Genomic DNA, 23,806 nt, shown 5'->3' on the forward strand with positions numbered 1-23,806 from the left:
CCGTTGCATCACCTCTCCGCTGTCGTCCCGGACAAGCGCGCCCTCAAGCGCGCGTCGATCCGGGGCCCATAACGACCGAATTGCGTTGCTGCACGAGCTGGCAACTCCGAATCTTCGCAAAACGATTGCTGCGGAGTATGGGTGCCGGATCTGCGCTCCGCTCCGGACAACGCTTCGCGTTGCCAGGGCTCCGCTTGTCCGGGACGACATGCTGAGACGCATCCCCGCGTCACCTCACCGCCAGTTGCGGTGCCACAAATTTACCACAGCTTATCCTTTGCCCCGTAACGTGCCGCGGAGTCGGGGAGCGGGCTGCTTCCGGCTGCGCCTGGTTTTCCGCGAATGGAATGGGGTGGGGAATGTCGGTCAAGTCGAAGTTGCAGCAATCGAAGCTGCCAACGCTACGGTTTCGCGCAAAAATCATCCTTGGCTTCGTGGCGGTGCTCGCCATCCTCGCCGTCAGCATGGCTTTCGCCTATTTCGGCTTCGAGCGGATCCAGGCCGCCGTGGGCTCCTACCGCGCAAGCGTCTCGGAAGCCGACCTCGCGCGGACCGTCGATCGCGAGCTGATCGCCTATCAGGGGTTGGCGCGGGCCTACACGTTGACCGGCACGGCGGATGACGAGACCGCGGCCAAGGCCGCCGAAGAGAATCTGAGGAGCGCGATCGGCAAGTCGATATCCGCCACGACTGGGGCCGCCCGCCGTGAGCAGGTCGGTAAGCTCGAGGCCGAATTCCAGCGCTTCACAAAGGTGTTCGGTGAGATCATCACCCTGACCCGCGAGAACAACAAGATCGCGGCCGATGAGCTCAACAGCGTCGGCAACAAGATCCGCTTCAAGTTCGACGATCTCGCCGACACGGCTGCGCTGGCGGGGCTTGCATCGGTCCAGACCACGGCCAAGGACGTCACCTCGCAATATCTGGCCGTTTCCACCTCGGTCAGCGCCTTCGTCGCCAAGCCGGAGCCGAAGACCGCCGATGGCGTGATCGCCCGCATCAAGTTTCTGGAGACCTTGCTGGTCTCGATCTATGCGAACGACCAGAAGATCACCGACCGCGTCACCGAGATCGGCAATCTCCTGAAGCAGTACCGCACCTCTTTCGCGAAGCTGACCGAGAACGTGAAGGTCATCGTCAAGCTGAACGGTGAGATGACCAAGACGGCCGCGTCGATCCTCAAACTCTCGGCCGAGCTGCGTTCGGACCTCACCGCCGACCAGCAGCGCATCGAGGCGAGCGCCAATGCGACCATAGGCGAGACCGAGCGGCTAATGTTGATGATGGCGCTCGGCGGTCTTGCCGTCGGTGCCGTCCTGGCCTGGATGCTCGGCAATGGTATCTCGCGTCCGATGATTGCGATGTGCAAGGCGATGCGGGAGCTGGCTTCGGGCAATTTCGACGTGGTGCTGCCGGGACTTGGCCGCAAGGACGAGATCGGCGAGATGGCCGGCGCGGTCGAGGAGTTCAAGGTTCAGGCGGTGGCCAAGGCCGAGCGCGATGCCGCCGCCAGCGAGGTCCAGAACCGGGAGCAGGCGGCAAGCCGGCGCGCCGAGCTGATCCGCTTTGCCGACGATTTCGAGAGCGCCGTCGGCGCCATCGTCTCCAATGTCTCGGCCTCCGCCGTGCAGCTGGAATCGGCCGCCTCCACGCTGACCCGCACCGCCGAGACCACGCAGAGCCTGTCGAGCCAGGTCGCCGGTGTCTCCGAGCAGGCGTCCTCCAACATGCAGTCGGTGGCGACAGCGACCGAAGAGCTGTCGGCCTCGGTCGAGGAGATCGGCCGTCAGGTTCGCGATTCCAGCCGCATTGCCGAGGCCGCCGTGGTGCAGGCCAAGGAGACCGACGGCCGCATCGGCAAACTGTCGCATGCCGCCCAGCAAATCGGCGAAGTGGTCAAGCTGATCACGGCGATTGCCGAGCAGACCAATCTTCTGGCGCTCAACGCCACCATCGAGGCGGCGCGCGCCGGTGAAGCCGGTCGCGGCTTTGCGGTGGTTGCGAGCGAGGTGAAGTCGCTGGCGAGCCAGACCGCGAAGGCGACGGATGAAATCTCCTCGCATATTACCGGCATGCAGGGCGCCACGGCCGAATCGGTCGCCGCGATCAAGGAGATCGGCGCGACCATCGGCCAGATCTCGTCGATCTCGACCTCGATCGCGAGCGCCGTCGAGCAGCAGGGTGCGGCAACGCAGGAGATCGCCCGCAGCGTCCAGACCGTCGCGCAAGGCACTCAGACCGCGGCCACCGATATCGGCGAGGTCAACCGCGGCGCCGCCGAGACCGGTTCGGCCTCGGAAGAGGTGCTGAACTCGGCCAAGACGCTGTCGAGCGAAAGCACCCGCCTGCGCGCCGAGCTCGACCGCTTCATGGCGAATATCCGAGCGGCGTAAGGGCCCGCCGTTGCACCACCCTCTACTGTCGTCTCGGACAAGCGCGTCCTCAAGCGCGCGCCGATCCGGGACCCATAACCACCGAATTGCGTTGCTGCACGAGCTGGCAACTCCGAATCTTCGCAAAACGATTGCTGCGGAGTATGGGTCCCGGATCTGCGCTATACTCCGGACAACGCTTCGCGCTGCCAGGGCTCCGCTTGTCCGGGACGACAGCGGAAATTTGTAACTCACTCCCGCCCGAACGCCCGCTTCAGCTCCACCTTCGCGCGCTCCAGTCGCGTGCGCTGCGTCTTCGGCAGCGTCTTGCCGGCGCGGTTGATGTAGAACGTCAGCATCGACAGCGCGGAGCGATAGGCGCCAGCCTTGCGGCGCGAGCTGTGCTCGGCCGAACGCTTCAGGGAGCCCGCGATTTTCTTGGGGTCCTTGAGCTTGAACACACCGCGCTTGAGATCGAGCGCGTCGCTCTCCTTCGTCACACGCTGCGACCATCGCTTCGGCGCTGCGCGGCGGCTTGACCTCTTGCGTGTCGTGCTGGCCTTGCGGCGCGCGGTGTTGCGCGCGCCTGTCTTCCGTGAATGTGTCGTCTTTCTGACCTGAGCCATGCGTCAACTCCTTGCAGCTCCATCGAAAACGGATGTTCTCGGCAGCTGTTCCTATGGGAACCCAGCCTCGTCGCAAACGTTGTCGCAGGTGGCAGGCGGAATGCCGCATCCCCATCATCGGATCGACCCCGTCCACGCTATGTGAACCGGGGCCGCTTCCATTGATCAGACACAACAACGCGATGGAATTGCAGCAAAGCCCAGCGCTGAATTATGAATCTGCGATCTCGGCGGTGGCGACGGATCGCGTCGTCGAGACCAGCATTCCCTCGCGCCTCGATGCGCTGCCGTGGAGCGGCTTTCACACGCGCGTCGTGCTCGCGCTCGGCATCACCTGGATCCTCGATGGACTCGAGGTGACGCTGGCCGGCGCGCTCTCGGGCGCGCTGAAGCAGAGCCCCACGCTGCATTTCTCCAATCTGGATCTTGGCATCGCCAATTCCGCCTATCTTGCCGGCGCGGTGCTGGGTGCGCTCGGCTTCGGTTGGCTCACCGATCGCATCGGCCGCAAGAAATTGTTCTTCATCACGCTTGCGCTTTATCTCTCGGCGACGGCTGCGACTGCTCTGTCATGGGATGTCGCGAGCTACGCGCTGTTTCGTTTCCTCACCGGCGCCGGCATCGGCGGCGAATACACCGCGATCAATTCGACCATCCAGGAGCTGGTGCCGGCGCGCTATCGCGGCTGGACCGATCTCATCATCAACGGCAGCTTCTGGATCGGCGCTGCGATGGGCGCGGTGGCGGCCATCATGCTGCTCGATCCAGCCGTGATCGGTCCCGACGTCGGCTGGCGCCTCGCTTATCTGATCGGGGCGACCGTCGGCCTCGTCGTGCTCTTGATGCGGATGTGGATTCCGGAGAGTCCGCGCTGGTTGATGATTCACGGCCGACCCGACCAGGCGCATGCCATCGTCGACGAAATCGAATGCTCGGTGATCGGACAAGGCCAGGATACGAGCGACGGACGCTTTGCGAAGATCCGTCTGAAGATGCGCGATCACACGCCGATCCCCGAGGTCGTCCACACGCTGTTCTCTGCCTATCGTCAGCGCGCGCTGGTCGGCCTCGTGCTGATGAGCGCGCAGGCGTTCTTCTACAACGCCATCTTCTTCACCTTCGCGCTGGTGCTGACCGATTTCTACGGCATCAGCGCCGATCATGTCGGCTGGTACCTGCTGCCCTTCGCCGCCGGCAACTTCCTCGGTCCGCTGCTGCTCGGCCGCCTGTTCGACACGCTCGGCCGCCGCACCATGATCGTGTTCACCTATGGCGTATCGGGCTTGTTGCTGGCGTTGTCAGGCTATCTGTTCTCGATCGGCGCGCTCAGCGCGCAGGGGCAGACCGTGGCCTGGATGATAATCTTCTTTTTCGCCTCGCCGGCCGCGAGCGCGGCCTATCTCACCGTCAGCGAGAACTTTCCCTTGGAGGTTCGCGCGCTGGCGATCGCGGTGTTCTATGCAGTCGGCACCGGCATCGGCGGCGTGATCGGGCCGGCACTATTCGGCGCGCTGATCGACACGGGATCACGTACCAGCGTGTTCGCCGGCTATCTGCTGGGGGCGTTCCTGATGATCGCGGCTGCGATCGTGGCGTGGCGCTATGCCGTCTCGGCAGAGCGCAAATCGCTCGAACAAATCGCACGGCCGCTTGCCTTTATGGAGTAGACTATGAAATCGGAACTTGCGGAAATGGCATTGGACGAGAAGCTCACCATCCCTGGTGACGACGAGACGCCGGAAACGGTGCCGGTGCCGCATGCGCTCGTGCCGCATCTGGACGAGACCGCGATCCTGCTCGACATCGACGGAACGCTGCTCGACCTGATGCCGACGCCGCGCGAGGTGTGGGTGCCGCCGGGGCTGTCGGACACGCTCAATCGTTTGGTGGAACGCACCTCCGGCGCGCTGGCGCTGGTCAGCGGCCGCTCGCTTAACGACATCGACCTGATCTTCGCGCCCGACGTGTTTCGCGCCGTCGCCGGTCACGGCGCCGAGATGCGGCTGTCGGTGGACAGTGAAGCAGATGACGTCCACGCGCCGCCGCTGGACAAGGAGCTGAAGCGGCGGCTGGCTGCGATCGCCAAACTCAGCCCGGGAATTCTGCTCGAGGACAAGGGCTATTCGCTGGCGCTGCATTACCGCCTTGCGCCGCATGCGGAGAAGGCGATCTACGAATCCGTGTCGCTGATCCGCGCCGATCTGCCCAATGCGCCGATCGAGGTGCTGCCTGGCAAATTCGTCTGCGAGATCAAGCATTCCGGCTTCACCAAGGCGAGCGGCGTGCACGAATTGATGAAGCATGAGCCGTTCAGGGGACGTCGTCCTCTGTTCATCGGTGACGACGTCACGGACGAAACTGTGTTCGCGATCATGCCTGATATGGACGGGCTCGCGTTCTCGGTCGGCCGCCGCGCCATGGGTGTGAATGGTCACTTCGATGCGCCGAGCGATGTGCGTGCGTTCCTTGCGTGCTTGCTCGATCCGAGGTGAAACAAAGGCAGCGCCACCTCGCGGACATAATACGCGCCAGCATCGTTGCGCATCGCAATGCATGCTGCGCTACACAAATCGCAAAAAGCTGATGAATCGTCGGGTTCCGCGAAGGAAGCCAGTTCCAACGCGCACGCCCGATTTTGGTTTCAATTCGTTGAAACGATGATCCGGAACCATATTGATGAACGGCAGTTAAACGGGCTGGAATGAAACAGGAGGGGACGACCTGTGAACTTAGTTGTCGTTTCAAATCGCGTCGCGCGCGGCAAACCTAATGAACCCATGACGGGCGGCCTCGCGGCGGCCTTGCTGCCGGTGGTGGAACATTCGGGGGCCATTTGGGTGGGTTCTTCAGGCCGCGTGCGTGATGGCCATCAGAAGGAACCGTTCGCCGAGATTGAAGCACTGGGTTCGGGCGCGATTGCGACGCTGGATCTGCCGGCGGCACATTACGGCGGCTATTACGAAGGTTTTGCCAATTCAGCGTTGTGGCCGGCACTGCATTCGCGCAGCGATCTGATCCGCGTCTCGCGCGAAGATTATGTCAGCTATCGCGAGGTCAACGCCTTCATGGCGCGCGCCTTGATGCGATTTCGAAAAACAAAAACTGCGTTCTGGGTGCAGGATTATCACTTCCTGGCGCTCGGCGCAGAACTGCGTAGTCTCGGCGTCGGCGATCCCATCGGTTTCTTTCTTCATACGCCGTGGCCGGTCGCCGCGGTGGTGCAGGGCGTGCCCAATCATCGCGAGCTGATCACGGCGATGCTGGCCTACGATCTGCTCGGCTTCCAGACCAATGAGGACTGCCAGAACTTCCTCGCTTATGTCGGCGGCGAGCTCGGCCTCGCCATCGAGGACGGTGTTGCGATCTCTCAGCATGGCCGCACGCGCTGTGAAGTGTTTCCGATCGGCATCGATGCGGAAAAGTTCGCGCATTATGCGGCGAAGTCGGCTTCGCATCCCGACGTGTCGCGGCTGCGGCGCAGCCTCAATGGCGAGCGCCTCGCGATCGGCGTCGACCGCCTCGACTATTCGAAAGGCCTCGTCAACCGCATCAGTGCATTCGACCGGCTCTGGACGGAGCAGCCGCAGTTTGCGCGCAGCATCTCGCTGCTCCAGATCGCGAACCCCTCGCGAGGTGGCATCGAGGCCTATGGCAATCTCCAGAACGAGGTCGCGCGCCTCGTCACCGACGTCAACGGTCGTCACGGCGAAGTGGACTGGACGCCAATCCGCTATTTGAACAAGGGTTTTAGCCAGACCGTGCTCGCGGGGCTCTACCGCACGGCGCAAATCGGCGTGGTGACGCCGCTGCATGACGGCATGAACCTCGTCGCCAAGGAATACGTCGCCGCGCAAAACCCGGCCGATCCCGGCGTGCTGGTGCTGTCGAAGTTCGCCGGCGCGGCCAATGAGCTCGACACCGCCTTGATGGTCAATCCGCACGACATCGATGGCATGGCGCGCGCGATCGCGGTCGCGGCCTCAATGCCGCTCACCGAACGCAAGATGCGCTGGGACGCAATGATGAAGAAGCTGCGCGGCCACACCATCCAGCAATGGTCGACCGACTTCGTGGCTGAGCTCGAGAAATGCCGGACCGAGAAGGCCGTCGTCGCCCCGCTCGCAGCGCAGCCGCCGCAGGCGCTACGCTGGCTGAAGTCGGCGATATCAGGCGTGCGGTTGATCTAGTTTTGCTCCCTCGCCCGGTTTTTACGGGAAGAGGGTCTGCACGCGATTTGTCGAAGGGGGCTGTACCCCCCTTACCCGGATCGCGCCGGACGATGCTTCGCATCGCCGGGACGATCCGACCCGTCCCCGCTTGCGGGCGAGGTGAAGAAAGGAAGCCCGCGAAACCCGCTTCCCCAAATTAGTTATATCCTATAATGATTGGCGGAAGCGTTGACCGGCCGGTCCACAATGGCCGGGGAGGAGTTCGCCAATGACATTCATCTATCCTACGGACAGCAACAAGGCGCATCCGCTGCCGCTGTCGCCCGAGTACAAGAGCTCGATCAAGCGCGCGCCGAACAAGCCTTTGATCCCGATGCGCCACACCCTGTCGGAGCTGACCGGTCCGGTCTATGGTCATGAGACGGTGCGCCAGGGCGACAATGATCTCACCCGTCAGCACAGTGGCGAGCCGCTCGGCGAACGCATCATCGTGCACGGCCACGTCCGCGACGAGGACGGCCGCGGCGTGCCGAACTCGCTGGTCGAGATCTGGCAGGCCAATTCCTGCGGCCGCTATGTCCATGTCCGCGACCAGCACCCGGCGCCGCTCGATCCAAATTTTACGGGCGCCGGCCGCACCGTGAGCGATGCCTCTGGCTACTACCGCTTCGTCACCATCAAGCCGGGCGCTTATCCCTGGGGCAATCATCACAATGCGTGGCGGCCCGCGCACATCCACCTGTCGGTCTTCGGCCATTCCTTCGTCACGCGCCTCGTGACGCAGATGTATTTCCCGAACGATCCGCTGTTCCCGTTCGACCCGATCTTCAATTCGGTGCCGGACGAGAAGGCGCGGGCGCGGATGGTCTCCTCGTTCGATCTCGAGAACACAAAGCCCGAATGGGCGCTGTGCTACCGCTTTGACATCGTGCTGCGCGGCCAGAACGCCACGCCTATGGAGAACCATTAAGTGCAGGATTCTGTGAGGCCAAACGGTATCACCCCATCGCAAACCGTCGGACCGTTCTTCAAATACGGGCTGACGCCAAACGGCGAATACGCCTGGAACGACGCGTTCACCAACTCGACGCTGACGCCCGACGTCACGGGCGACCGTGTCCGCATCGAGGGCCGGGTGTTCGACGGCGACGGCATCGCCGTGCCGGATTGCATGCTGGAGATCTGGCAGGCGGACGCGCAGGGCCGCTTTGCCGACCCGCAGGACAAGCGTGCGCTGCCGAATGCGAGCTTCCGCGGTTTTGCCCGCTGCGGCACGGATAAGGACGGCAATTATTCCTTCGACACCATCAAGCCGGGCGCGGTGCCCGATCCCGAGGGCAAGCCGCAGGCGCCGCACATCCTGCTTGCGGTGTTCGGGCGCGGCATGCTCAGGCATCTCTATACCCGCATCTATTTCAGCGACGAGGCCGGCAACGCCGCCGATCCCGTGCTGGCGCTGGTGCCCACTGAGCGGCGCGCCACGCTGGTTGCGACGCGCGAGGGCGGCAAGGCGGTCTACCGCCTCGACCTGCGACTCCAGGGCGACGACGAGACGGTGTTCTTCGACGTTTAACTCCCGCGTCGTCCCGGATCTGCGCGCGCCCGAGGCGCGCTTGTCCGGGACGACGGCCGAGCGGGGTAGCGGAAGCCTCCCGACCGTTTTCCCGTAGTTTCCCGGAGTTCGCGCGGTGCAATTTCCGCGCGTAGCAATCCCGTGTTTACCGCAGTCGTTTAGGATCCATTTGCGGCATTGGATTGTTCCATGAAAATTCGTCTTTCGCTTTCTTCTGCGATCATTGCATTCGGCATCGTCCTGGCCCTCGGTTTCACGGCCGTGGTCTCCACCAGTCTCTATGCGCTACGCGAGCTCAAGGTCGGCGGCCCGCTCTATTCCGACATCAAGCTCGGCAACGACCTCATCGCCGACATCCTGCCGCCGCCGGAATACGTCATCGAAGCCTATCTCGAGGCCACCCTCGCCATGCGCGAGCCGGACCAGCTCGCGGCCCATGGCGAGCGCCTGGTTCAGCTCCGCAAGGATTACGACGAGCGCAAGGCCTTCTGGGTCTCCTCCAGCCTCTCGGCTGATCTGAAGACCGCGCTGGTGTCGAAATCCGATGCCGAGGTGCAGAAATTCTGGAAGGCGTCCGACCAGCTCCTGCCGGCCCTCAAGGCCAAGGACGCGGCCGCTTCTGAGCGCGCCTATGCGCAGCTCAAGGACGCCTACACCGCGCATCGCACCGTCATCGACAGCATCGTCGAGAGCGCCAACAAGCAGAATGCCGCCATGGAGAAGCTGGCCGCGGATCGCGACAGCTCGATGCTCTACATCCTCCTCGGCGTCTCCGCCGCTGTCCTCGCCTTCATTGCCGCAGGCCTGCTCGGCGTTGCACTCGGCGTGGTGCGCCCGATCGTGCGCATGACTGACACGATGCAGAAGCTCGCGACCGGCGATCTCGCCGCCGACATTCCTTTCGCGCACCGCCGGGACGAGGTCGGCTCGATGGCCGGTGCACTCCTGGTGTTCAAGCAGGCGGCGGTCGAGAATTCCCGCCTGCGCGAGGAGCAGTTGCGGCAGGAACAGGAGGCCGCACTCGCCAAACGCGGCGCCCTGCAGCAGATGGCCGAAACCGTCGAGCGCGAGACCGGCCGGTCGGTCGACACCGCGAGCGCGGCGACGCATGGCGTGGAGCGCGCCGCCACCAGCCTGTCCGAGATCGCAAGTTCGCTCTCCGCGCAATCGCAGGCGGTCGCCGCGGCCTCCACCCAGGCCCTCGGCAGCTCGCAGACCGTCTCGGCTGCGGCGGAAGAGCTGAGCGCCTCGATCCGCGAGATCGCGAGCCAGGTCGCGCGGACCAGCACGGTTACCAAATCTGCGGTCGCCGGCCGCGAGCAGGCGCGCTCGACCATCCAGGCGCTGGCCGGTTCGGTGAAGAAGATCGCCGAGGTCTCCGATCTGATCGGCGGCATCGCCGGCCAGACCAACCTGCTCGCGCTCAACGCCACGATCGAGGCGGCGCGCGCCGGCGAGGCCGGCCGCGGCTTCGCGGTGGTCGCCGCCGAGGTGAAATCCCTGTCCGATCAGACCGCCAAGTCCACCGAGGAGATCGGGCGGCTGATTGCCGAAATCCAGACCTCGACGCAGGCCGCGGTCGATGCCGTCGAGACCATGGGAGGCCACATCGTCGAGATCGACGGCGTCGCGACCTCGGTTGCCGCCGCGATGGAAGAACAGGATGCCGCGACGCGGGAGATCACGCGGTCGATTTCCGAATCGGCGTCCGCGGCACAGGAGGTCTCGGCCAAGATCGGCAATGTCAGCCGCGACGCCGCCGCGGTGAACGAGCGCGCCGCGGAAGTCAGGCAGGCGATCGCCGGCATGGCGGCCAATCTCGAACAGCTGCGGTCGGTGGTGGTGCGGACCGTGCGGGACTCGACTGCCGCGGCTTGACGCCCGGCATCAACTCGGCCGCTGGTGTGTGGGGTTATGATCGTGCAGTATGGCGCGGGACAGGGGCATCGTGGTTATGACATCCCCACAATTGCCGGCGGTCATTGAGCCCGCCCGACTGACGGCCGCGCTACGCAGAGGCGGCGTGCTGGACGCTGGCGCAGTCCGCGAGGTGAAGGTGCTGCATCAGCGTGACACCGTGGTGTCGCACATTGCCCGCCTTGGACTGCGCTATGTCGGCGAATCGGCCGGCGCGCCGCAATCGCTGATCCTCAAGACGCCACATGCCGACTTTGCCAAGACGCTCGCCGATGGCGGCCGGCACGAGGTGGCCTTCTATACGAAGCTCGCTCCGAACATGCCGTGGGGGTTGGTGCCGCGCTGCTTCGACGGACGTTTCGACGAGCCGGGCGGGACCTGGCATCTCCTGCTCGAGGACCTCACTGATAGCCATGAGATCGCAACCCAATGGCCACTGCCGCCGTCGCGCGAGCAAATAGTCGCGATCGTCACCACGCTCGCGCGTTGGCATGCGGCCTGGTGGGACCATCCCGATCTCGGCGACACGATCGGCACCTGGGCGAGCCCCGAAGACAGCGCGCAGCACATGGAGACCTTTGCCGGCCATTACGACCGGTTCGCCGATCTGCTCGGCGATCGCCTCAGCGAAGAACGCCGGCTCCTCTATCGTCGCCTGATCGACCAATCGGCCAGGCTATCCGAGCGCTACCATTCGCGCCGTAACCTCAGCATCACCCATGGCGATGCCCATACCTGGAATTTTTTCCTGCCGCGCGCTGGCGTTGCCGACACCGTGCGCATCTTCGATTTCGACCTGTGGGGCGTCAATGTCCCGACCAACGACCTCGCTTACATGATGGCGCTTCATTGGTTTCCGGAGCGCCGGCAGGCGCTCGAGCGCCCCCTGCTCAATCTCTATCACGAGACATTGCTCGCAAGCGGCGTCACCGGATACACGCGCGGCGCGCTCGATCGTGACTACCGCTTGTCGGTGCTCTGGCACATCACTAAGCCGGTCTGGCAATGGGCCATCAACATCCCGCCGGTGATCTGGTGGCACCATCTGGAGCGGATCATGATGGCGGTCGAGGATCTGGGGTGCGAGGAGTTGTTGGGGTAACTCGTTCCGCAAATCCGATGTCGTCCTGGCGAAAGCCAGGACCCATTACCCCAGGGAGAGGTTGTGGCACGAGCTGGCAACCGCGAGTCTTTGCCAAATTTCCGCCGGGGGTAATGGGTCCTGGATCTGCGCTTCGCTTGTCCAGGACGACAGCGGAAACTATAGCTGCCTACTCCATCACCGCGTGCTCCGGCCCCGCGGCCTGCTTGCGCAGTGTGGCCTTGGTCGAGCCGATCAGCAAAGCGAGCGGGATGGTGCAGAGGATGAAGATCATCACCAGCTGGTAATCGTGCGCGAAGGCGATGATCTGCGCCTGCACGCTGACCATTCTGTCGGCCAGGGCGCGGCCGGCGTCGGTGGACAGATTGATCAGGCCGCTGACGCTGGGCATCTGCAGCGCGTGGTTGAACGGGTTGACGTGCTCGGAGAGGATCGCATAGGTCCGGCGCGTCCCCTGCGTCAGCTCGGCGATGACGACGGAAATGCCGACCGAGCTCGCGACGTTGCGCATCAGGGTCAGCATCGCGGTGCCGTCGGTGCGCAGATCATTCGACAAGGTCAGGAACGCCACGGTCGAGAGCGGCACGAAGACGAGGCCGAAGCCGAAGCCCTGGATGACGCTGACGGTGACGATCTCCGGCACCTGGGTCAGGTCGGTCCAGCCGGTCATCTGGAACAGCGAGCCTGCAGTCAGCGCCAGCCCTGTGATGATCAGCGTGCGCGCCTCGAAATAGCGCATCATGCGGCCGACCAGCATCATGGCGAAAAAGGTGCCCAAGCCGCGGCTCGCCAGCAGCAGGCCGGCGGTGATGATGGGATAGCCGATCACGTTCTGCATGTAGGGCGAGGCCAGCGCCATGGTCGAGAACAGCACGAGTCCCATTACGATCATGAACACGCAGCCGGTGACGAAGTTGCGATCCCGAAACAGCGCGAAGCGGATAAACGGCGTCGAGGTCGTGAAGGAATGTGCGAGGAAGAAGTAGAAGGCGATGGCGGAGACGATGAACTCCGCCAGGATCTCGTTGGATTCCAGCCAGCCCAGCTGCTCGCCGCGGTCGAGCGCGAGCTGAAGCGCGCCGATCGCGATCGCCAGCGCGGCGAAGCCGAACCAGTCGAATTTGAGGCTGAAATCCTTCCGGGTCTCGTCCATGAAGACGATCAGCCCGAGGACGGTGATGGCGCCGAACGGCAGATTGACGAAGAACACCCAGTGCCAGGAATAGGTCTCGGTGAGCCAGGCGCCCAGCGACGGTCCCATGATCGGGCCCATCATCACGCCCATGCCCCAGATCGACATCGCCTTGGCGCGTTCCTGGAGTGTGTAATAGTCGAGCATGACCGACTGCGACAGCGGCACCAGGGCGGCGCCGAACACGCCTTGCAGCAGGCGGAACAGCACCATCTGGTTGATGTCCTGCGCCAGACCGCACAGTACCGATGCCATGGTGAAGCCGGCCGAGCAGATGATGAAGATGCGCTTGCGGCCGAAGCGGTTGGCGATCCAGCCCACCGGCGCCGTCATGATCGCGGCGGCGACGATGTAGGAGGTCAGCACCCAGTTGATCTGGTCCTGCGAGGCCGAGAGCGTGCCCTGCATGTAGGGCAGCGCGACGTTGGCGATGGTGGTGTCCAACGCCTGCATGATGGTCGCGGTCATGGCGCAGATCGTCACCATGTTCCGGCGCAGGCCGGGGACCATCAGGCTGGCATTGGGGCCGGACATCGAATCAGTCCTTGTCGTGGTCTTGGCCCGCGGTCGCCGACAGGCCAAACAGGCCGGCGAGTGAGCGCCGGTGGCCGGTGTCGATGGTGGCGTAGACGCTCATGCCGGCTTTCAGCTTCCGCACATATTTGTCGGTCTCGTCGAAATAGATCCTGACAGGCACGCGCTGCACCACCTTGACGAAATTGCCAGTGGCGTTCTGCGGCGGCAGGATCGCGAATTGCGCGCCGGTGCCGGGCGAGAGCGAGCCGATCTTGCCCTTGAAGACGTGGTTCGGGAACGCGTCGACCTCGAGTGTGACCGGCTGTCCTTCTGCCACATAGGTGAGGTCGCTCTCCTTCGGATTGGCGTCGACCCAGGGATGCGCGACGTCGATGATGGAGAACACGGGCGCGCCGGCGGCAACGTAACGGCCGAGCTGAATCTGCTCGACCTGCGTCGCCACGCCGTCCATCGGCGCGCGCAGCACGGTGTGGTCGAGGTTGCGCTGGGCGTCGTCCAGCTTGGCTTTCGCCTGCGCGTAGGGCGGGAACTGCTCCAGCGGCAAGGCGGGATCGCCGAGCAATTGCGTCTTGGCGTTGGAGAGCTGCTGCTTGATGAATTGCGCCTGCGCGCCCGCGGTGACCAACGCATTCGCCGCGTTGTCGAGATCGAGCTGGGAGCCGTAATTGTTCTTCACCAGCGCCTGCTTGCGCTCGACGTCGCGCTGCTTGAGGTCGACGCCCTGTTGGGCAAGGTTGAGCATGTCGCCATAGATCTTGATGTTGGCAACGAGGTTGTCGTAGGTCGTGCGGGCCTGGGCGAGCTGTGCCTTGGCTTCATCTACCATGTGGCGGAAGGGAACGGGGTCGATCTCGAACAGCTCGTCGCCTTGCTTGACGACCTGACCTTCTTTCACCACGACCTTCTGGATCTTGCCGGAGATGTCGGGCGTCACCAGCACCTTCTGCGCGCCGACATAGGCATCATCGGTGCCGACATAGCGGCCGCCGTTCAGATAGAAGGTGATGCCGCCGATGGCGACGATGACAGGCAGGACGACCAGAAGCAGGAAGCGGCGATAGCGGCGCAGGCCCGCCACCAAGCGGCGGCGCGGATCGCTGCCGGCTTTCTTCGTCGGCTTGCCGCTGTCGCTCTTCTGCTCGGGCTGGAACTTGAGAACCTGATCAGCCATAGCGCTGCTCCCTACGCGCTTGTTCCGCGCCGCTGGTCTGGGTCGCGTTCCGCACGTTTTCCTTGATTGTTTCGAGTTGGGTGAGGAGACGGTGCGCATCAGCCGGGGCGATGCCGTCGAGCGCGTTGGCGGTGATTTCGGACCGGAGCCCGCTCATCCGGCCGAGCAGCTGCCGGCCCGCCTTCTTCAGGTACAGGCGCTTGACCCGGCGGTCCGAGGCGTCGCTGCGGCGTTCGATCCAATCATTGTCGCAGAGCTTGTCGATCAGGCGCGTCAGCGTGATCGGCTGCACCTCCAGGAGCTCGGCGAGCTCCGACTGCTTCATGCCCTCGCTGCGCTCCACCTTGGCCAGCACCGCCCATTGCGCGCGGGTGATGCCGAAGCGCGACGCCTCCTTGTCGGCATAGACGCGCAGCAGGCGATAGAGCTCGGCGAGCGTGAACAGGAAGTTCTGGTCGACAGACCCGCGGGTCATGAGCTTAATCTCCAATAAGCCTGCAATATAATAAGCAAGCTTATGATTATTCCAGCGCAGATTGATGCGACGCTGTCCCGCAGCGAGAGCATGGCTGACAGCCATCCGAAGTGTCGCGCTTTGGGTTCCCTCGCCGAAATGCTAGAAGATGGGCCGCATGACCCTCGCAAAGCCGGCATTCCCCGCGCCTGACCACGATCACGGCCGCTGCACTGCGGATGCGCTGGCGCATGCCGAACAGGTCTGCGAGCAGCGCGCGCAGAAATTCACGCCGATACGCCGTCAGGTGCTCGGGGCGCTGCTCTCCAGCCACCGTCCACTCGGCGCCTATGAGGTGATCGACGAACTCGCCAAGTCGATGGCGCGACCGGCGCCGATCACGATCTATCGTGCCCTCGATTTCTTGATGGCCAACGGCCTCGTGCATCGCATCGAGAGCCGCAATGCCTATCTCGCCTGCGCCGCCCATGACCACGACGCGACCTCGGCCGTCGCGTTCCTGATCTGCGAGCGCTGCGGCCTGGTCGGCGAGATCCCGTCGGCCTCCTTCGCCAAGGATCTCAATGCCGCCGCGCGCAGCTCAGGCTTCGCCCCCAAATTGTCCGTGGTGGAGATCACGGGCGTCTGCACCCATTGTCAGAAAGCTGCTTAAAGCAACAACGGCACAAAGCCGGTATTCGGGAAGAGATGTCCTCGCCACAAGCCATACCATCCGCCGCACGTCCCCTCAGTGCCGGCGCCATCGCCCTGATGCTGATGCTGTGCCTGACCTGGGGGTTCAACCAGATTGCGGTGAAGCTGGTGCTGCCGGACATCCCGCCGATGCTCCAGGCCACGATCCGCTCAATGGGCGCGCTGCCGGTGCTGTTCATCATCGGCACCTTACGTGGCGTCAATTTCTTCGAACGTGACGGCACCTGGAAGCCCGGCCTCATCGCCGGACTGATGTTCGGCATCGAGTTCGTTCTGATCTTCCAGGGCCTGCGCTTCACGCCGGCGTCGCGCGCGGTCGTGTTCCTCTACACCGCCCCGTTCTTCGTCGCGCTCGGCTCCTACCAAGTGCTCGGCGAGCGGCTCGGCGGTACGCAATGGCTGGGGCTCGCCGTGAGCTTTGCCGGCGTCGCACTCGCCATCGGCGTGCCGCAGCCGGATGTCGATGCCAAGGTGTTGCTCGGCGACCTCATGATCGTCGGCGGCGCGGCGTTGTGGGCGGCGACCACGCTGGTCGCCAAGGGCACGCGGCTGCGCTTCGCCGCGCCCGAGAAGGCGCTGGGCTTCCAGGTCGCGACCTCGATCCCGATCCTGGGGCTGGCAGCCTGGCTGTCCGGCGAATCCATCACGCACACGCCGGCGCCACTATCGCTCGCCCTCATGGCCTTCCAGGCGATCTGGGTGGTGGGAACCACGTTCACGCTTTGGTTCGCGCTGGTGAAGGCTTATTCGGCCAGCAAATTGTCGGCTTTTACCTTCATCACCCCTTTGTTTGGCGTGGTCGGTAGCTATTTCATCATGCACGACACCTTAAGCCTGACATTCGGGGCCGCTGCGGTCCTTGTAATTGTTGGGCTTTTTCTGATTAACCGTCCGAGCCAAACGGCTGCGGCGCCGCGCGATGCATTGCTGAACGTCACCAAAACCTGATATTTGGACCCCATGAACAAGCTCGAAAACACCATCGATTCCGACCTCGCGGGCCCCGCGCCCCGGCACAAGACCACCCAGGTCAAGGTCGGCGACGTCTCAGTGGGCGGCGGTGCACCGATCGTCGTGCAGTCGATGACCAACACCGACACCGCCGACATCGACGGCACCATCGCCCAGGTCGCAGCGCTCGCGCGCGCCGGTTCCGAAATGGTTCGCATCACCGTGGATCGCGAGGAAGCCGCTGCCGCCGTTCCGCATATCCGCGACGGCCTCGCCAAGCGCGGCATCACCACGCCCTTGATCGGCGACTTCCACTATATCGGCCACAAGCTGCTTGCGGCCTATCCGGCCTGCGCCGAGGCGCTCGCCAAATACCGCATCAATCCCGGCAATGTCGGCTTCAAGGACAAGCGCGACACCCAGTTCGCCGACATCATCGAGATCGCGAACAAGAACAACAAGCCGGTGCGCATCGGCGCCAATTGGGGCTCACTCGACCAGGAACTGCTCACCAAGCTGATGGACGAGAACGCGGCCTCGGCCGATCCGCGCGACGTGCGCGCGGTGACGCGCGAGGCCATGGTGCAGTCGGCGCTCTTGTCAGCCGCGCGCGCCGAAGAGCTCGGCATGCCGAAGAACCGCATCATCCTGTCGGCCAAGGTCTCGGCGGTGCAGGATCTGATCGCGGTCTACCAGGATCTCGCCTCCCGTTCCGACTATGCCATCCATCTCGGTCTGACCGAGGCCGGCATGGGCTCGAAGGGCATCGTGGCGTCCTCGGCCGCGCTCGGCATCCTGCTGCAGCAGGGCATCGGCGACACCATCCGCATCTCGCTGACGCCGGAGCCCGGCGGCGACCGTACCCGTGAGGTGCAGGTCGGCCAGGAGCTGTTGCAGACCATGGGCTTCCGCACCTTCGTGCCGCTGGTTGCGGCGTGTCCCGGTTGCGGCCGCACCACCTCGACCACGTTCCAGGAACTGGCCCGCTCGATCCAGGATTTCATCCGCGACGAGATGCCGACCTGGAAGACGAAATATCCCGGCGTGGAAGAGCTCAACGTCGCGGTGATGGGCTGCATCGTCAACGGTCCCGGCGAATCCAAGCACGCCAATATCGGCATCTCGCTTCCCGGCACCGGCGAAGCGCCGGCCGCGCCGGTGTTCGTCGACGGCAAGAAGTTCCGCACCTTGCGCGGGCCCACGATCTCCGCCGACTTCAAGGCGCTGGTGATCGACTACATCGACCAGCGCTACGGCCAGGGCGCCAAGGTGCCGGTGACGGCGGCGGAGTAGTTTTCTCTACTCTCGCCCCCACACACCTCCGTCGTCCCGGACAAGCGCGCCTCAAGCGCGCGCAGATCCGGGACCCATAACCACAGAGTCTGTGGTTATGGCAGGTCGTCACTCCGAGTCTTCGCCAAACCTAACCCCGTGGTTATGGGTCCCGGATCTGCGCTTACGCTGTCCGGGACGACGGCCATGTTTGCAGTGCAGATTGCACATCCATCACCGCGCGCTACCATGCTCTCAATCAAAATGATCGGGAGACACGCCATGAGCTCACTCGCCGGCAAGCAAGGTCCGCGCTATCGCCACACCGCCGAGGACGGTGCTCCTTACGAGACCATCGCGGTCGAAAAGCTCACGCCGATCATCGGCGCGGAAATCTCCGGCGTCGACATCGGCAGGCTCGTCGAGGGCGATAGCCGCTCCAACCGGCAGATGGACGAAATCCACCGCGCGCTCGCCGAAAACCTCGTGATCTTCTTCCGCGATCAGCACATCACGCCCAAACAGCATCTCGCCTTCGGGCGCAAGTTCGGCGAGCTGCATTTTCATCCGGCCGCACCGCACGAGGACGAAGACCCGGCGCTGATGAAGATCTACGCCGACAAGGACTCGCCGCGCGCCAACGGCGAGGGCTGGCATTCGGACGTGTCCTGCGATCTCGAGCCGCCGATGGGCTCGATCCTCTACATCAAGCAATGTCCGCCGCGCGGTGGCGACACGCTGTTCGCCAACATGTACGCGGCCTATGACGCTCTCTCGGAACGCATGAAGGCCTATCTCGACGGGCTCACCGCGCTGCATGATGGCGAGCCGATCTATCGCGGCCTCTACGCCAATTACGGCGTCGCCGACCGTCCCTCCTATCCACATGCCGAGCACCCGGTGGTGCGCACGCATCCGGTCACGGGCAGGAAGGCGCTCTACGTCAACCGCGGCTTCACCCGCCACATCAACGGCATCCCGCGCGACGAGAGCGACGCGATGCTCGCTTATCTCTACCAGCACGCCGAGAACCCGCTGTTCCAGTGCCGCTTCCGCTGGACCGAGAATGCCATCGCCTTTTGGGACAACCGCTGCACCCAGCACCGCGCGATGTGGGACTACTGGCCGCATACGCGCTCCGGCACGCGGGTGACGGTGAAGGGGGAGCGGCCGGTGTGAGGAGGTCGTGGCGCTCCATCGCCGCTATCGCCATTTCGCTGATCCCGTTCTTGCTCTTGTCGGTTGACGATAGCCAGGCGGCCAGGACGCGGAAGGCTGCAAAGACGCAAATGAGGGCGGCAGCGCCGGCCAAATGCGAGATGCCGAAATTCCGGATCGTCGTGGATGTCGGACACACCCCGGACTCCTACGGCGCGTTGAGCGCGCGCAATGATCCGGAGTTCGGCTTCAACTTCCGTCTCGCAAGTCTGATCGCAGCAAAGCTCAAGTCCGAAGGCTTTGCCGCAACCCGCCTGCTCGTCACGGACGGCAAGGCGAGGGCGAGCCTGTTCAAGCGCGTCAGTGCCGCGAATGACGGCCGGACCGATCTGTTCCTCTCGGTCCATCACGATTCGGTGCCGGACAAGCTGCTCGAGAGCTGGGAATTCGACGGCGCCAACAGCTATTTCAGCGACCGCTTTTCGGGACATTCGCTGTTCGTGTCGCACCAGAATCCGCACTTCGCCACCAGCTTGTTGCTGGCCCGGATGATCGGCAGGCAGTTGAAGGAGCAGGGCCTGCATTATGCGAGGCAATACACCCTTCCGGTGATGGGCCGCTACCGGCACCAGCTGCTGGACAAGGACGTCGGCGTCTACCGCTACGACGGGCTCGTCGTGCTCTCGCGGACGAGAAGCGCCGCGGTGCTGCTCGAGGCCGGCTCGATCATCAATCGCGACGAGGAGATGGAAATGAATTCGTCGGAACGGCAGGACGCGGTTGCGGGGGCCGTTGCGGCCGCGATGAGGGAGTTTTGCGAGCGGCGGTAGATTGCTTCGCTGCGCTTGCAATGACGACAGGAAGCTACAGCGGCGCGCCCCGATACTCTCTGTTTGCCAAACTCGCCTCCTCCAGATCGAGATCCCGCTCGATCCGCCGCCGCGTCTCGTCGGTGATCTGACCGTCGCGCAAGAGGTCGTGGATGAATTTGCGCTCGGCGACGATCAGCTCCCGGGTCAGCGCGATGCCGGCGGCGGAGACGTCGTGGTGGGTGGGATCGAGCAAATCCGGAAGCTGGTTGATGCGGATCTCGTGGCGGGCCCGAAGGAGCCGCATCACCTCGTCCGATACCTCCTTCTCCGCGGTCAGCGCGTCGAGCGACCTCAGTGCGGCGTCAAGCGCCTGGCGGCGTGCGGCGATCTCGGCCTCGTGCTCGCTGACATGCTCGTTGCGGCCGGCCTCGGCAATGCCGAGCCAGCGCACCACTGGCGGCAGCGTCAGGCCGACGCCGATCAGCGTGATGAAGATGACGCCGAAGGCGACGAACAGAATCAGGTCACGGTACGGAAATGCTTCGCCGTCCGGAAGCGTGAACGGCAGCGCCAGTGCCGCCGCCAGCGACACCGCGCCGCGCACGCCGGTGAAGGCGAGCGTGAACGCCCATTGCCAGGGCGGCGACGGATCGCGCTCGCGCAGCGATTTGCTGAGCATCCGCGGCAGATATGTCGCGGGATAGAGCCAGGCGAAGCGCGCGATCACGACGATCACCAGAACCACGGCGGTCGCGATCAGGATGTCGTCGAGCGGAAAGGCCTTCGACTTCTCGTAAAGCGCGCGCATCTGGAAGCCGGTGAGCAGGAACAAGAGGCCCTCGATCAAATAGATCACGAGGTCCCAGAAGAAGATGCCCTGCAGGCGCGTCGCGGAAGAAATCAGCAGCGGGCCGTTCCAGCTCACATAAAGCCCGCAGGCGACCGTTGCGATCACTCCGGAGCCGCCGACATGCTCGGGCAGCCAGTAGGAGACGTAAGGCGTGATCAGCGACAGCGTGAGCTCGACCTGCGGATCCCCCGACCATTTGCGGAAACGCAGGGAAAGCCACCCGACGCCGATGCCGAAGGCGATCTCGCCGGCGATGATGAGGAGGAATTCGCCGGCCGCCAGCGGCAGCGAGAAATGCCCGACCATGATCGCGGCGAGCGCAAAACGGTAGAGGATCAACGCGGTGGCGTCGTTGGCGAGCCCTTCGCCCTCGAGCACGACCAGGATCCGGCGCGGCATGTGCAGCCGGCGCGCGATCGCGAGCGGCGCCACCACGTCGGGCGGCGCGACGATGGCCCCCAGCAGGAAGCCGATGGTCCACGGCAGGCCGATCATGTAATGCGTGGCGGCCGCCACCATGGCCGCAGTGAAGATCACCGCGCCGACCGCGAGCAGCACGATCGGACGCAAATTCTTCTTGAACTCGCGCCAGCTCATGGCGACGCTTGCCGAGTAGATCAGCGGTGGCAGCACCAGCAGCAGCACCAGCTCCGGCGGCAGTTCCACCGATGGCATGCCCGGCACAAAGGCGAGACCGACGCCGGCCAGCATTAGCAGGATGGCGGGCGCGATGTTGAAGCGGCGTGCGGCCAGCGCCACGCCTGCCAGCACGGCCAGCAGGATGAGAAAGGTCTGAAACTTCGCTTCCATGACGGTCTGTCTTGACCCGGAAGCGACTGCTGCGTCAATGCGCGCGGCTCACGCCAGCCGCTCGGCCATCCGCCCGATCCGCGCGAACGCCGCCGCGATCTGTGCGGCGCTCGGCGTGCCGCCCTGGGTATAGGCCGCGATCAGGATCGGAGCATCCGGCCGCGGCCACACCACCGCAATATCGCCCGATGCGTCCTTGCCGTTGTTGCCGGTCTTGTCGCCGATCCTCCAGCCTGCCGGCAGGCCGCCGCGCAGCCGGTTTGCGCCGGTCTTGCAGTTCACCATCCATTCGGTGAGCTGCGCGCGCGAGGTCGGTGACAATGCTTCCCCCAGCACGAGGCGGCGCAGGTTTCCGGCCATCGCCGCCGGCGTCGTGGTGTCCCGGGGATCGCCCGGCCGGGAGCGGTTGAGTTCGGGCTCGTTGTGGTCGAGCCGCGAGATGGTATCGCCGATCGATCGCCAGAACGCGGTGAGCGCGGCCGGCCCGCCGATTCGCGCCAGCAGCAGATTGGCGCAGGTGTTGTCGCTGAGCTCGACGATCGCCTTGCACATCTCAGTGACCGACATTGCGCCGGCTGCGAGATTTTGCTTGGCGACCGGCGCGTACTCCAAGAGGTCGGCTTGGCCGTAAGGAATCATGGCCGCAAGCTGCTCCTCGCCGCGATCGACCCGCGCCAGTACACAAGCGGCGAGCGAGGCCTTGAATGTCGAGCACATGACGAACCGCTCGTCGGCGCGCCAGGCGAGTTTTGCGCCGGTTGCGAGATTTTCTGCATAGACCCCGATCCGTCCGCCGCTCTCGCGTTCGTAGGTTTCGAGCTCAGGCGGCCCATCCGCGGCAAGCGCGGGAGAAGCAGCCATCCAGCACAGTGAGGCGAGCAGGGAGCGACGATCGAGCAGCATGGGGACTTTCGGGCGAGTGTGGCAGGGAGATGTAGCCTATGCTCCATCCGCACCGTCATTGCGAGCGCAACGAAGCAATCCAGAGTCTCTCCGCGGAGGGATTCTGGATTGCTTCGTCGCAAAGGCTCTTTGCAATGACGTGTGGCGAGAGTTGGCCCCGCACTGACGGAGAATAGAAGAGAGCGAGTCCGAATTCGGGCAGCGGAGGGTCGAGAGACCCTTCACTCCCTCAGGTCGTACCGATAAGACTTCGACACGATCTGCCAGCCGTCGGCGAGTTTCATCGCCACCAAATAGTCGGTGAAATAGCGCGGCGGCAATTGGCACCGGACCTTGATGAAGGCGGTGTTGTCGTCCGAACGGTCGATGGTGACGATGAAATCCTCGCGCGGCTTGCCTTCGGCCTTGCCGGAGGGGCGCTTGCGCACGCGGTCGAGCCAGTCCGGCACGGTCAGCACCTGCAATTCGCCCTTCTCGACCCAGCGCAGGTCCGCGGAGGGATGGAAGATGGCGCCGAGCTTTTCGGCGTCGCCCTCATAGAGGCCGTCGAAAGTCGCCCTCATAGAGGCCGTCGAAATAGGATTGCACGACGGCTTCGACACTTGAACGATTTGGGCTCATGGGTCATCCCTTCGAATGATGGCTTGGGGTGAACTTAGTCGTGCGCATCAAAATGCGCTATGGGTGTCTGTCGCCAATTGCGAGGACGCTGGAATGACCGCATCAGAGAAATCGAACGCCCGTATCCTGATCGGCGAATGCTATTGCCGCACCGTGCGCTTCGAGGTGACGGATGCGTTCTCCTATGCGATGAACTGCCACTGCTCGAACTGTCGCCGCACCACCGGCGCCGCCTTCAAGCCGTTCGCCGGCATCGCCCAGGACCAGCTCCGCATTGTCAGCGGCGGCGACCAGCGGGTCATTTTCGGCGACGACACCACCCATGACGCGCATTGTGCCCGGTGCGGCTCGCTGCTCTATTCCCGGGTGCGTGGAGGAGCATGGGTCCATGTTGCCATGGGAACCCTGGTCGATACCCCCTCGATCCGGCCGAGCGCCCACATTTTCGTGGGCTCGAAGGCGCCCTGGCACGAAATTACGGACAATCTGCCGCAATATCGGGAGCACATCGGGGTTGTCTGAGGGAACCGTATCCTCCCGGCGAACCGCGATCCCGCTGGTGCGACAAACAAAAGTGGCCTTTCGGCTTGTCGTTGGTACCC

At 64.1% G+C, this 23,806-nt stretch carries 20 protein-coding genes and 1 pseudogene; 14 read left to right on the forward strand and 7 right to left on the reverse strand.

Annotated elements, in window-relative coordinates:
* Window positions 1–359: 359 nt before the first annotated feature.
* A complete protein-coding gene (locus LRP30_RS01575) occupies window positions 360–2,393 on the forward strand; it encodes a HAMP domain-containing methyl-accepting chemotaxis protein (protein ID WP_249759126.1) in 2,034 nt (677 codons plus the stop codon).
* A 230-nt stretch (window positions 2,394–2,623) separates the two neighbouring features.
* Here the strand turns inward: LRP30_RS01575 and LRP30_RS01580 are convergent, their stop codons facing one another.
* A complete protein-coding gene (locus LRP30_RS01580; RefSeq protein WP_128940947.1) occupies window positions 2,624–2,998 on the reverse strand; it encodes a DUF3175 domain-containing protein in 375 nt (124 codons plus the stop codon).
* Window positions 2,999–3,180: 182 nt separating this feature from the next.
* On the opposite strand from LRP30_RS01580, the gene LRP30_RS01585 reads away from it, so the two are divergent.
* The 7 genes from LRP30_RS01585 to LRP30_RS01615 all read left to right on the forward strand — a co-directional run bounded on the left by LRP30_RS01585 (window position 3,181) and on the right by LRP30_RS01615 (window position 11,759).
* The gene (locus LRP30_RS01585; protein ID WP_249759127.1) at window positions 3,181–4,665 is read left to right on the forward strand and encodes an MFS transporter; all 1,485 of its coding nucleotides are present in this window, start codon (window positions 3,181–3,183) and stop codon (window positions 4,663–4,665) included.
* A 3-nt stretch (window positions 4,666–4,668) separates the two neighbouring features.
* Window positions 4,669–5,490 carry a trehalose-phosphatase gene (otsB, locus tag LRP30_RS01590; RefSeq protein WP_249759128.1) on the forward strand — a complete coding sequence of 274 codons (822 nt, stop codon included), beginning with the start codon at window positions 4,669–4,671 and terminating at the stop codon, window positions 5,488–5,490.
* Between the two features lie 231 nt (window positions 5,491–5,721).
* The gene (locus tag LRP30_RS01595; RefSeq protein ID WP_249759129.1) at window positions 5,722–7,185 is read left to right on the forward strand and encodes a trehalose-6-phosphate synthase; all 1,464 of its coding nucleotides are present in this window, start codon (window positions 5,722–5,724) and stop codon (window positions 7,183–7,185) included.
* Window positions 7,186–7,435: 250 nt separating this feature from the next.
* On the forward strand, window positions 7,436–8,137 hold the full coding sequence (gene pcaH / locus LRP30_RS01600; protein WP_249759130.1) for a protocatechuate 3,4-dioxygenase subunit beta: 702 nt from the start codon (window positions 7,436–7,438) through the stop codon (window positions 8,135–8,137).
* Window positions 8,138–8,740 carry a protocatechuate 3,4-dioxygenase subunit alpha gene (pcaG, locus tag LRP30_RS01605; RefSeq protein ID WP_249759131.1) on the forward strand — a complete coding sequence of 201 codons (603 nt, stop codon included), beginning with the start codon at window positions 8,138–8,140 and terminating at the stop codon, window positions 8,738–8,740. It abuts the gene before it with no gap.
* Window positions 8,741–8,929: 189 nt separating this feature from the next.
* Window positions 8,930–10,618: a methyl-accepting chemotaxis protein gene (locus LRP30_RS01610; RefSeq protein WP_249759132.1), complete on the forward strand. Its 1,689-nt coding sequence runs from the start codon at window positions 8,930–8,932 to the stop codon at window positions 10,616–10,618.
* 49 nt (window positions 10,619–10,667) lie between these two features.
* A complete protein-coding gene (locus LRP30_RS01615) occupies window positions 10,668–11,759 on the forward strand; it encodes an ecdysteroid 22-kinase family protein (protein WP_249759133.1) in 1,092 nt (363 codons plus the stop codon).
* Between the two features lie 169 nt (window positions 11,760–11,928).
* Here LRP30_RS01615 and LRP30_RS01620 read toward each other — a convergent pair whose 3' ends face one another.
* The 3 genes from LRP30_RS01620 to LRP30_RS01630 are packed head-to-tail and all read right to left on the reverse strand — an operon-like array spanning window position 11,929 to window position 15,134.
* The gene (locus LRP30_RS01620; protein WP_249759134.1) at window positions 11,929–13,485 is read right to left on the reverse strand and encodes an MDR family MFS transporter; all 1,557 of its coding nucleotides are present in this window, start codon (window positions 13,483–13,485) and stop codon (window positions 11,929–11,931) included.
* A gap of 4 nt (window positions 13,486–13,489) precedes the next feature.
* Entirely contained in the window at window positions 13,490–14,659 is a 1,170-nt protein-coding gene (locus LRP30_RS01625; protein WP_249759135.1) for an HlyD family secretion protein, read from the reverse strand.
* The gene (locus LRP30_RS01630) at window positions 14,652–15,134 is read right to left on the reverse strand and encodes a MarR family transcriptional regulator (protein ID WP_091896610.1); all 483 of its coding nucleotides are present in this window, start codon (window positions 15,132–15,134) and stop codon (window positions 14,652–14,654) included. The genes LRP30_RS01625 and LRP30_RS01630 overlap by 8 nt, the downstream gene beginning before the upstream one ends.
* 157 nt (window positions 15,135–15,291) lie before the next feature.
* Between LRP30_RS01630 and LRP30_RS01635 the strand changes: the two genes are divergently transcribed.
* From LRP30_RS01635 to LRP30_RS01655, 5 genes are all read left to right on the forward strand, one after another.
* Window positions 15,292–15,786: a transcriptional repressor gene (locus LRP30_RS01635; protein WP_091896613.1), complete on the forward strand. Its 495-nt coding sequence runs from the start codon at window positions 15,292–15,294 to the stop codon at window positions 15,784–15,786.
* Window positions 15,787–15,821: 35 nt separating this feature from the next.
* Window positions 15,822–16,775 carry a DMT family transporter gene (locus LRP30_RS01640; RefSeq protein ID WP_249759136.1) on the forward strand — a complete coding sequence of 318 codons (954 nt, stop codon included), beginning with the start codon at window positions 15,822–15,824 and terminating at the stop codon, window positions 16,773–16,775.
* 12 nt (window positions 16,776–16,787) lie between these two features.
* Entirely contained in the window at window positions 16,788–18,071 is a 1,284-nt protein-coding gene (gene ispG, locus LRP30_RS01645; RefSeq protein WP_249759137.1) for a flavodoxin-dependent (E)-4-hydroxy-3-methylbut-2-enyl-diphosphate synthase, read from the forward strand.
* 261 nt (window positions 18,072–18,332) lie between these two features.
* Window positions 18,333–19,229, forward strand: a complete 897-nt coding sequence (locus LRP30_RS01650; protein WP_249759138.1) for a TauD/TfdA family dioxygenase — start codon at window positions 18,333–18,335, stop codon at window positions 19,227–19,229.
* 110 nt (window positions 19,230–19,339) lie between these two features.
* Window positions 19,340–20,038, forward strand: a complete 699-nt coding sequence (locus tag LRP30_RS01655) for an N-acetylmuramoyl-L-alanine amidase (RefSeq protein ID WP_128930772.1) — start codon at window positions 19,340–19,342, stop codon at window positions 20,036–20,038.
* Window positions 20,039–20,072: 34 nt separating this feature from the next.
* Here LRP30_RS01655 and LRP30_RS01660 read toward each other — a convergent pair whose 3' ends face one another.
* The 3 genes and pseudogenes from LRP30_RS01660 to LRP30_RS01670 form a co-directional block, all read right to left on the reverse strand.
* A complete protein-coding gene (locus LRP30_RS01660; RefSeq protein ID WP_128943408.1) occupies window positions 20,073–21,680 on the reverse strand; it encodes a Na+/H+ antiporter in 1,608 nt (535 codons plus the stop codon).
* A 48-nt stretch (window positions 21,681–21,728) separates the two neighbouring features.
* Entirely contained in the window at window positions 21,729–22,583 is an 855-nt protein-coding gene (gene bla / locus LRP30_RS01665) for a class A beta-lactamase (RefSeq protein WP_249759139.1), read from the reverse strand.
* Between the two features lie 221 nt (window positions 22,584–22,804).
* Window positions 22,805–23,204, reverse strand: a pseudogene (locus tag LRP30_RS01670) (nuclear transport factor 2 family protein).
* 93 nt (window positions 23,205–23,297) lie between these two features.
* Here LRP30_RS01670 and LRP30_RS01675 point away from each other — a divergent pair.
* Window positions 23,298–23,726, forward strand: coding sequence for a GFA family protein (locus tag LRP30_RS01675; RefSeq protein ID WP_128940936.1), 429 nt, complete (start codon window positions 23,298–23,300; stop codon window positions 23,724–23,726).
* The last annotated feature ends 80 nt before the right edge of the window (window positions 23,727–23,806 follow it).

The organism is Bradyrhizobium sp. C-145 (assembly GCF_023375135.1).
GTDB classification, from domain to species: domain Bacteria; phylum Pseudomonadota; class Alphaproteobacteria; order Rhizobiales; family Xanthobacteraceae; genus Bradyrhizobium; species Bradyrhizobium zhanjiangense.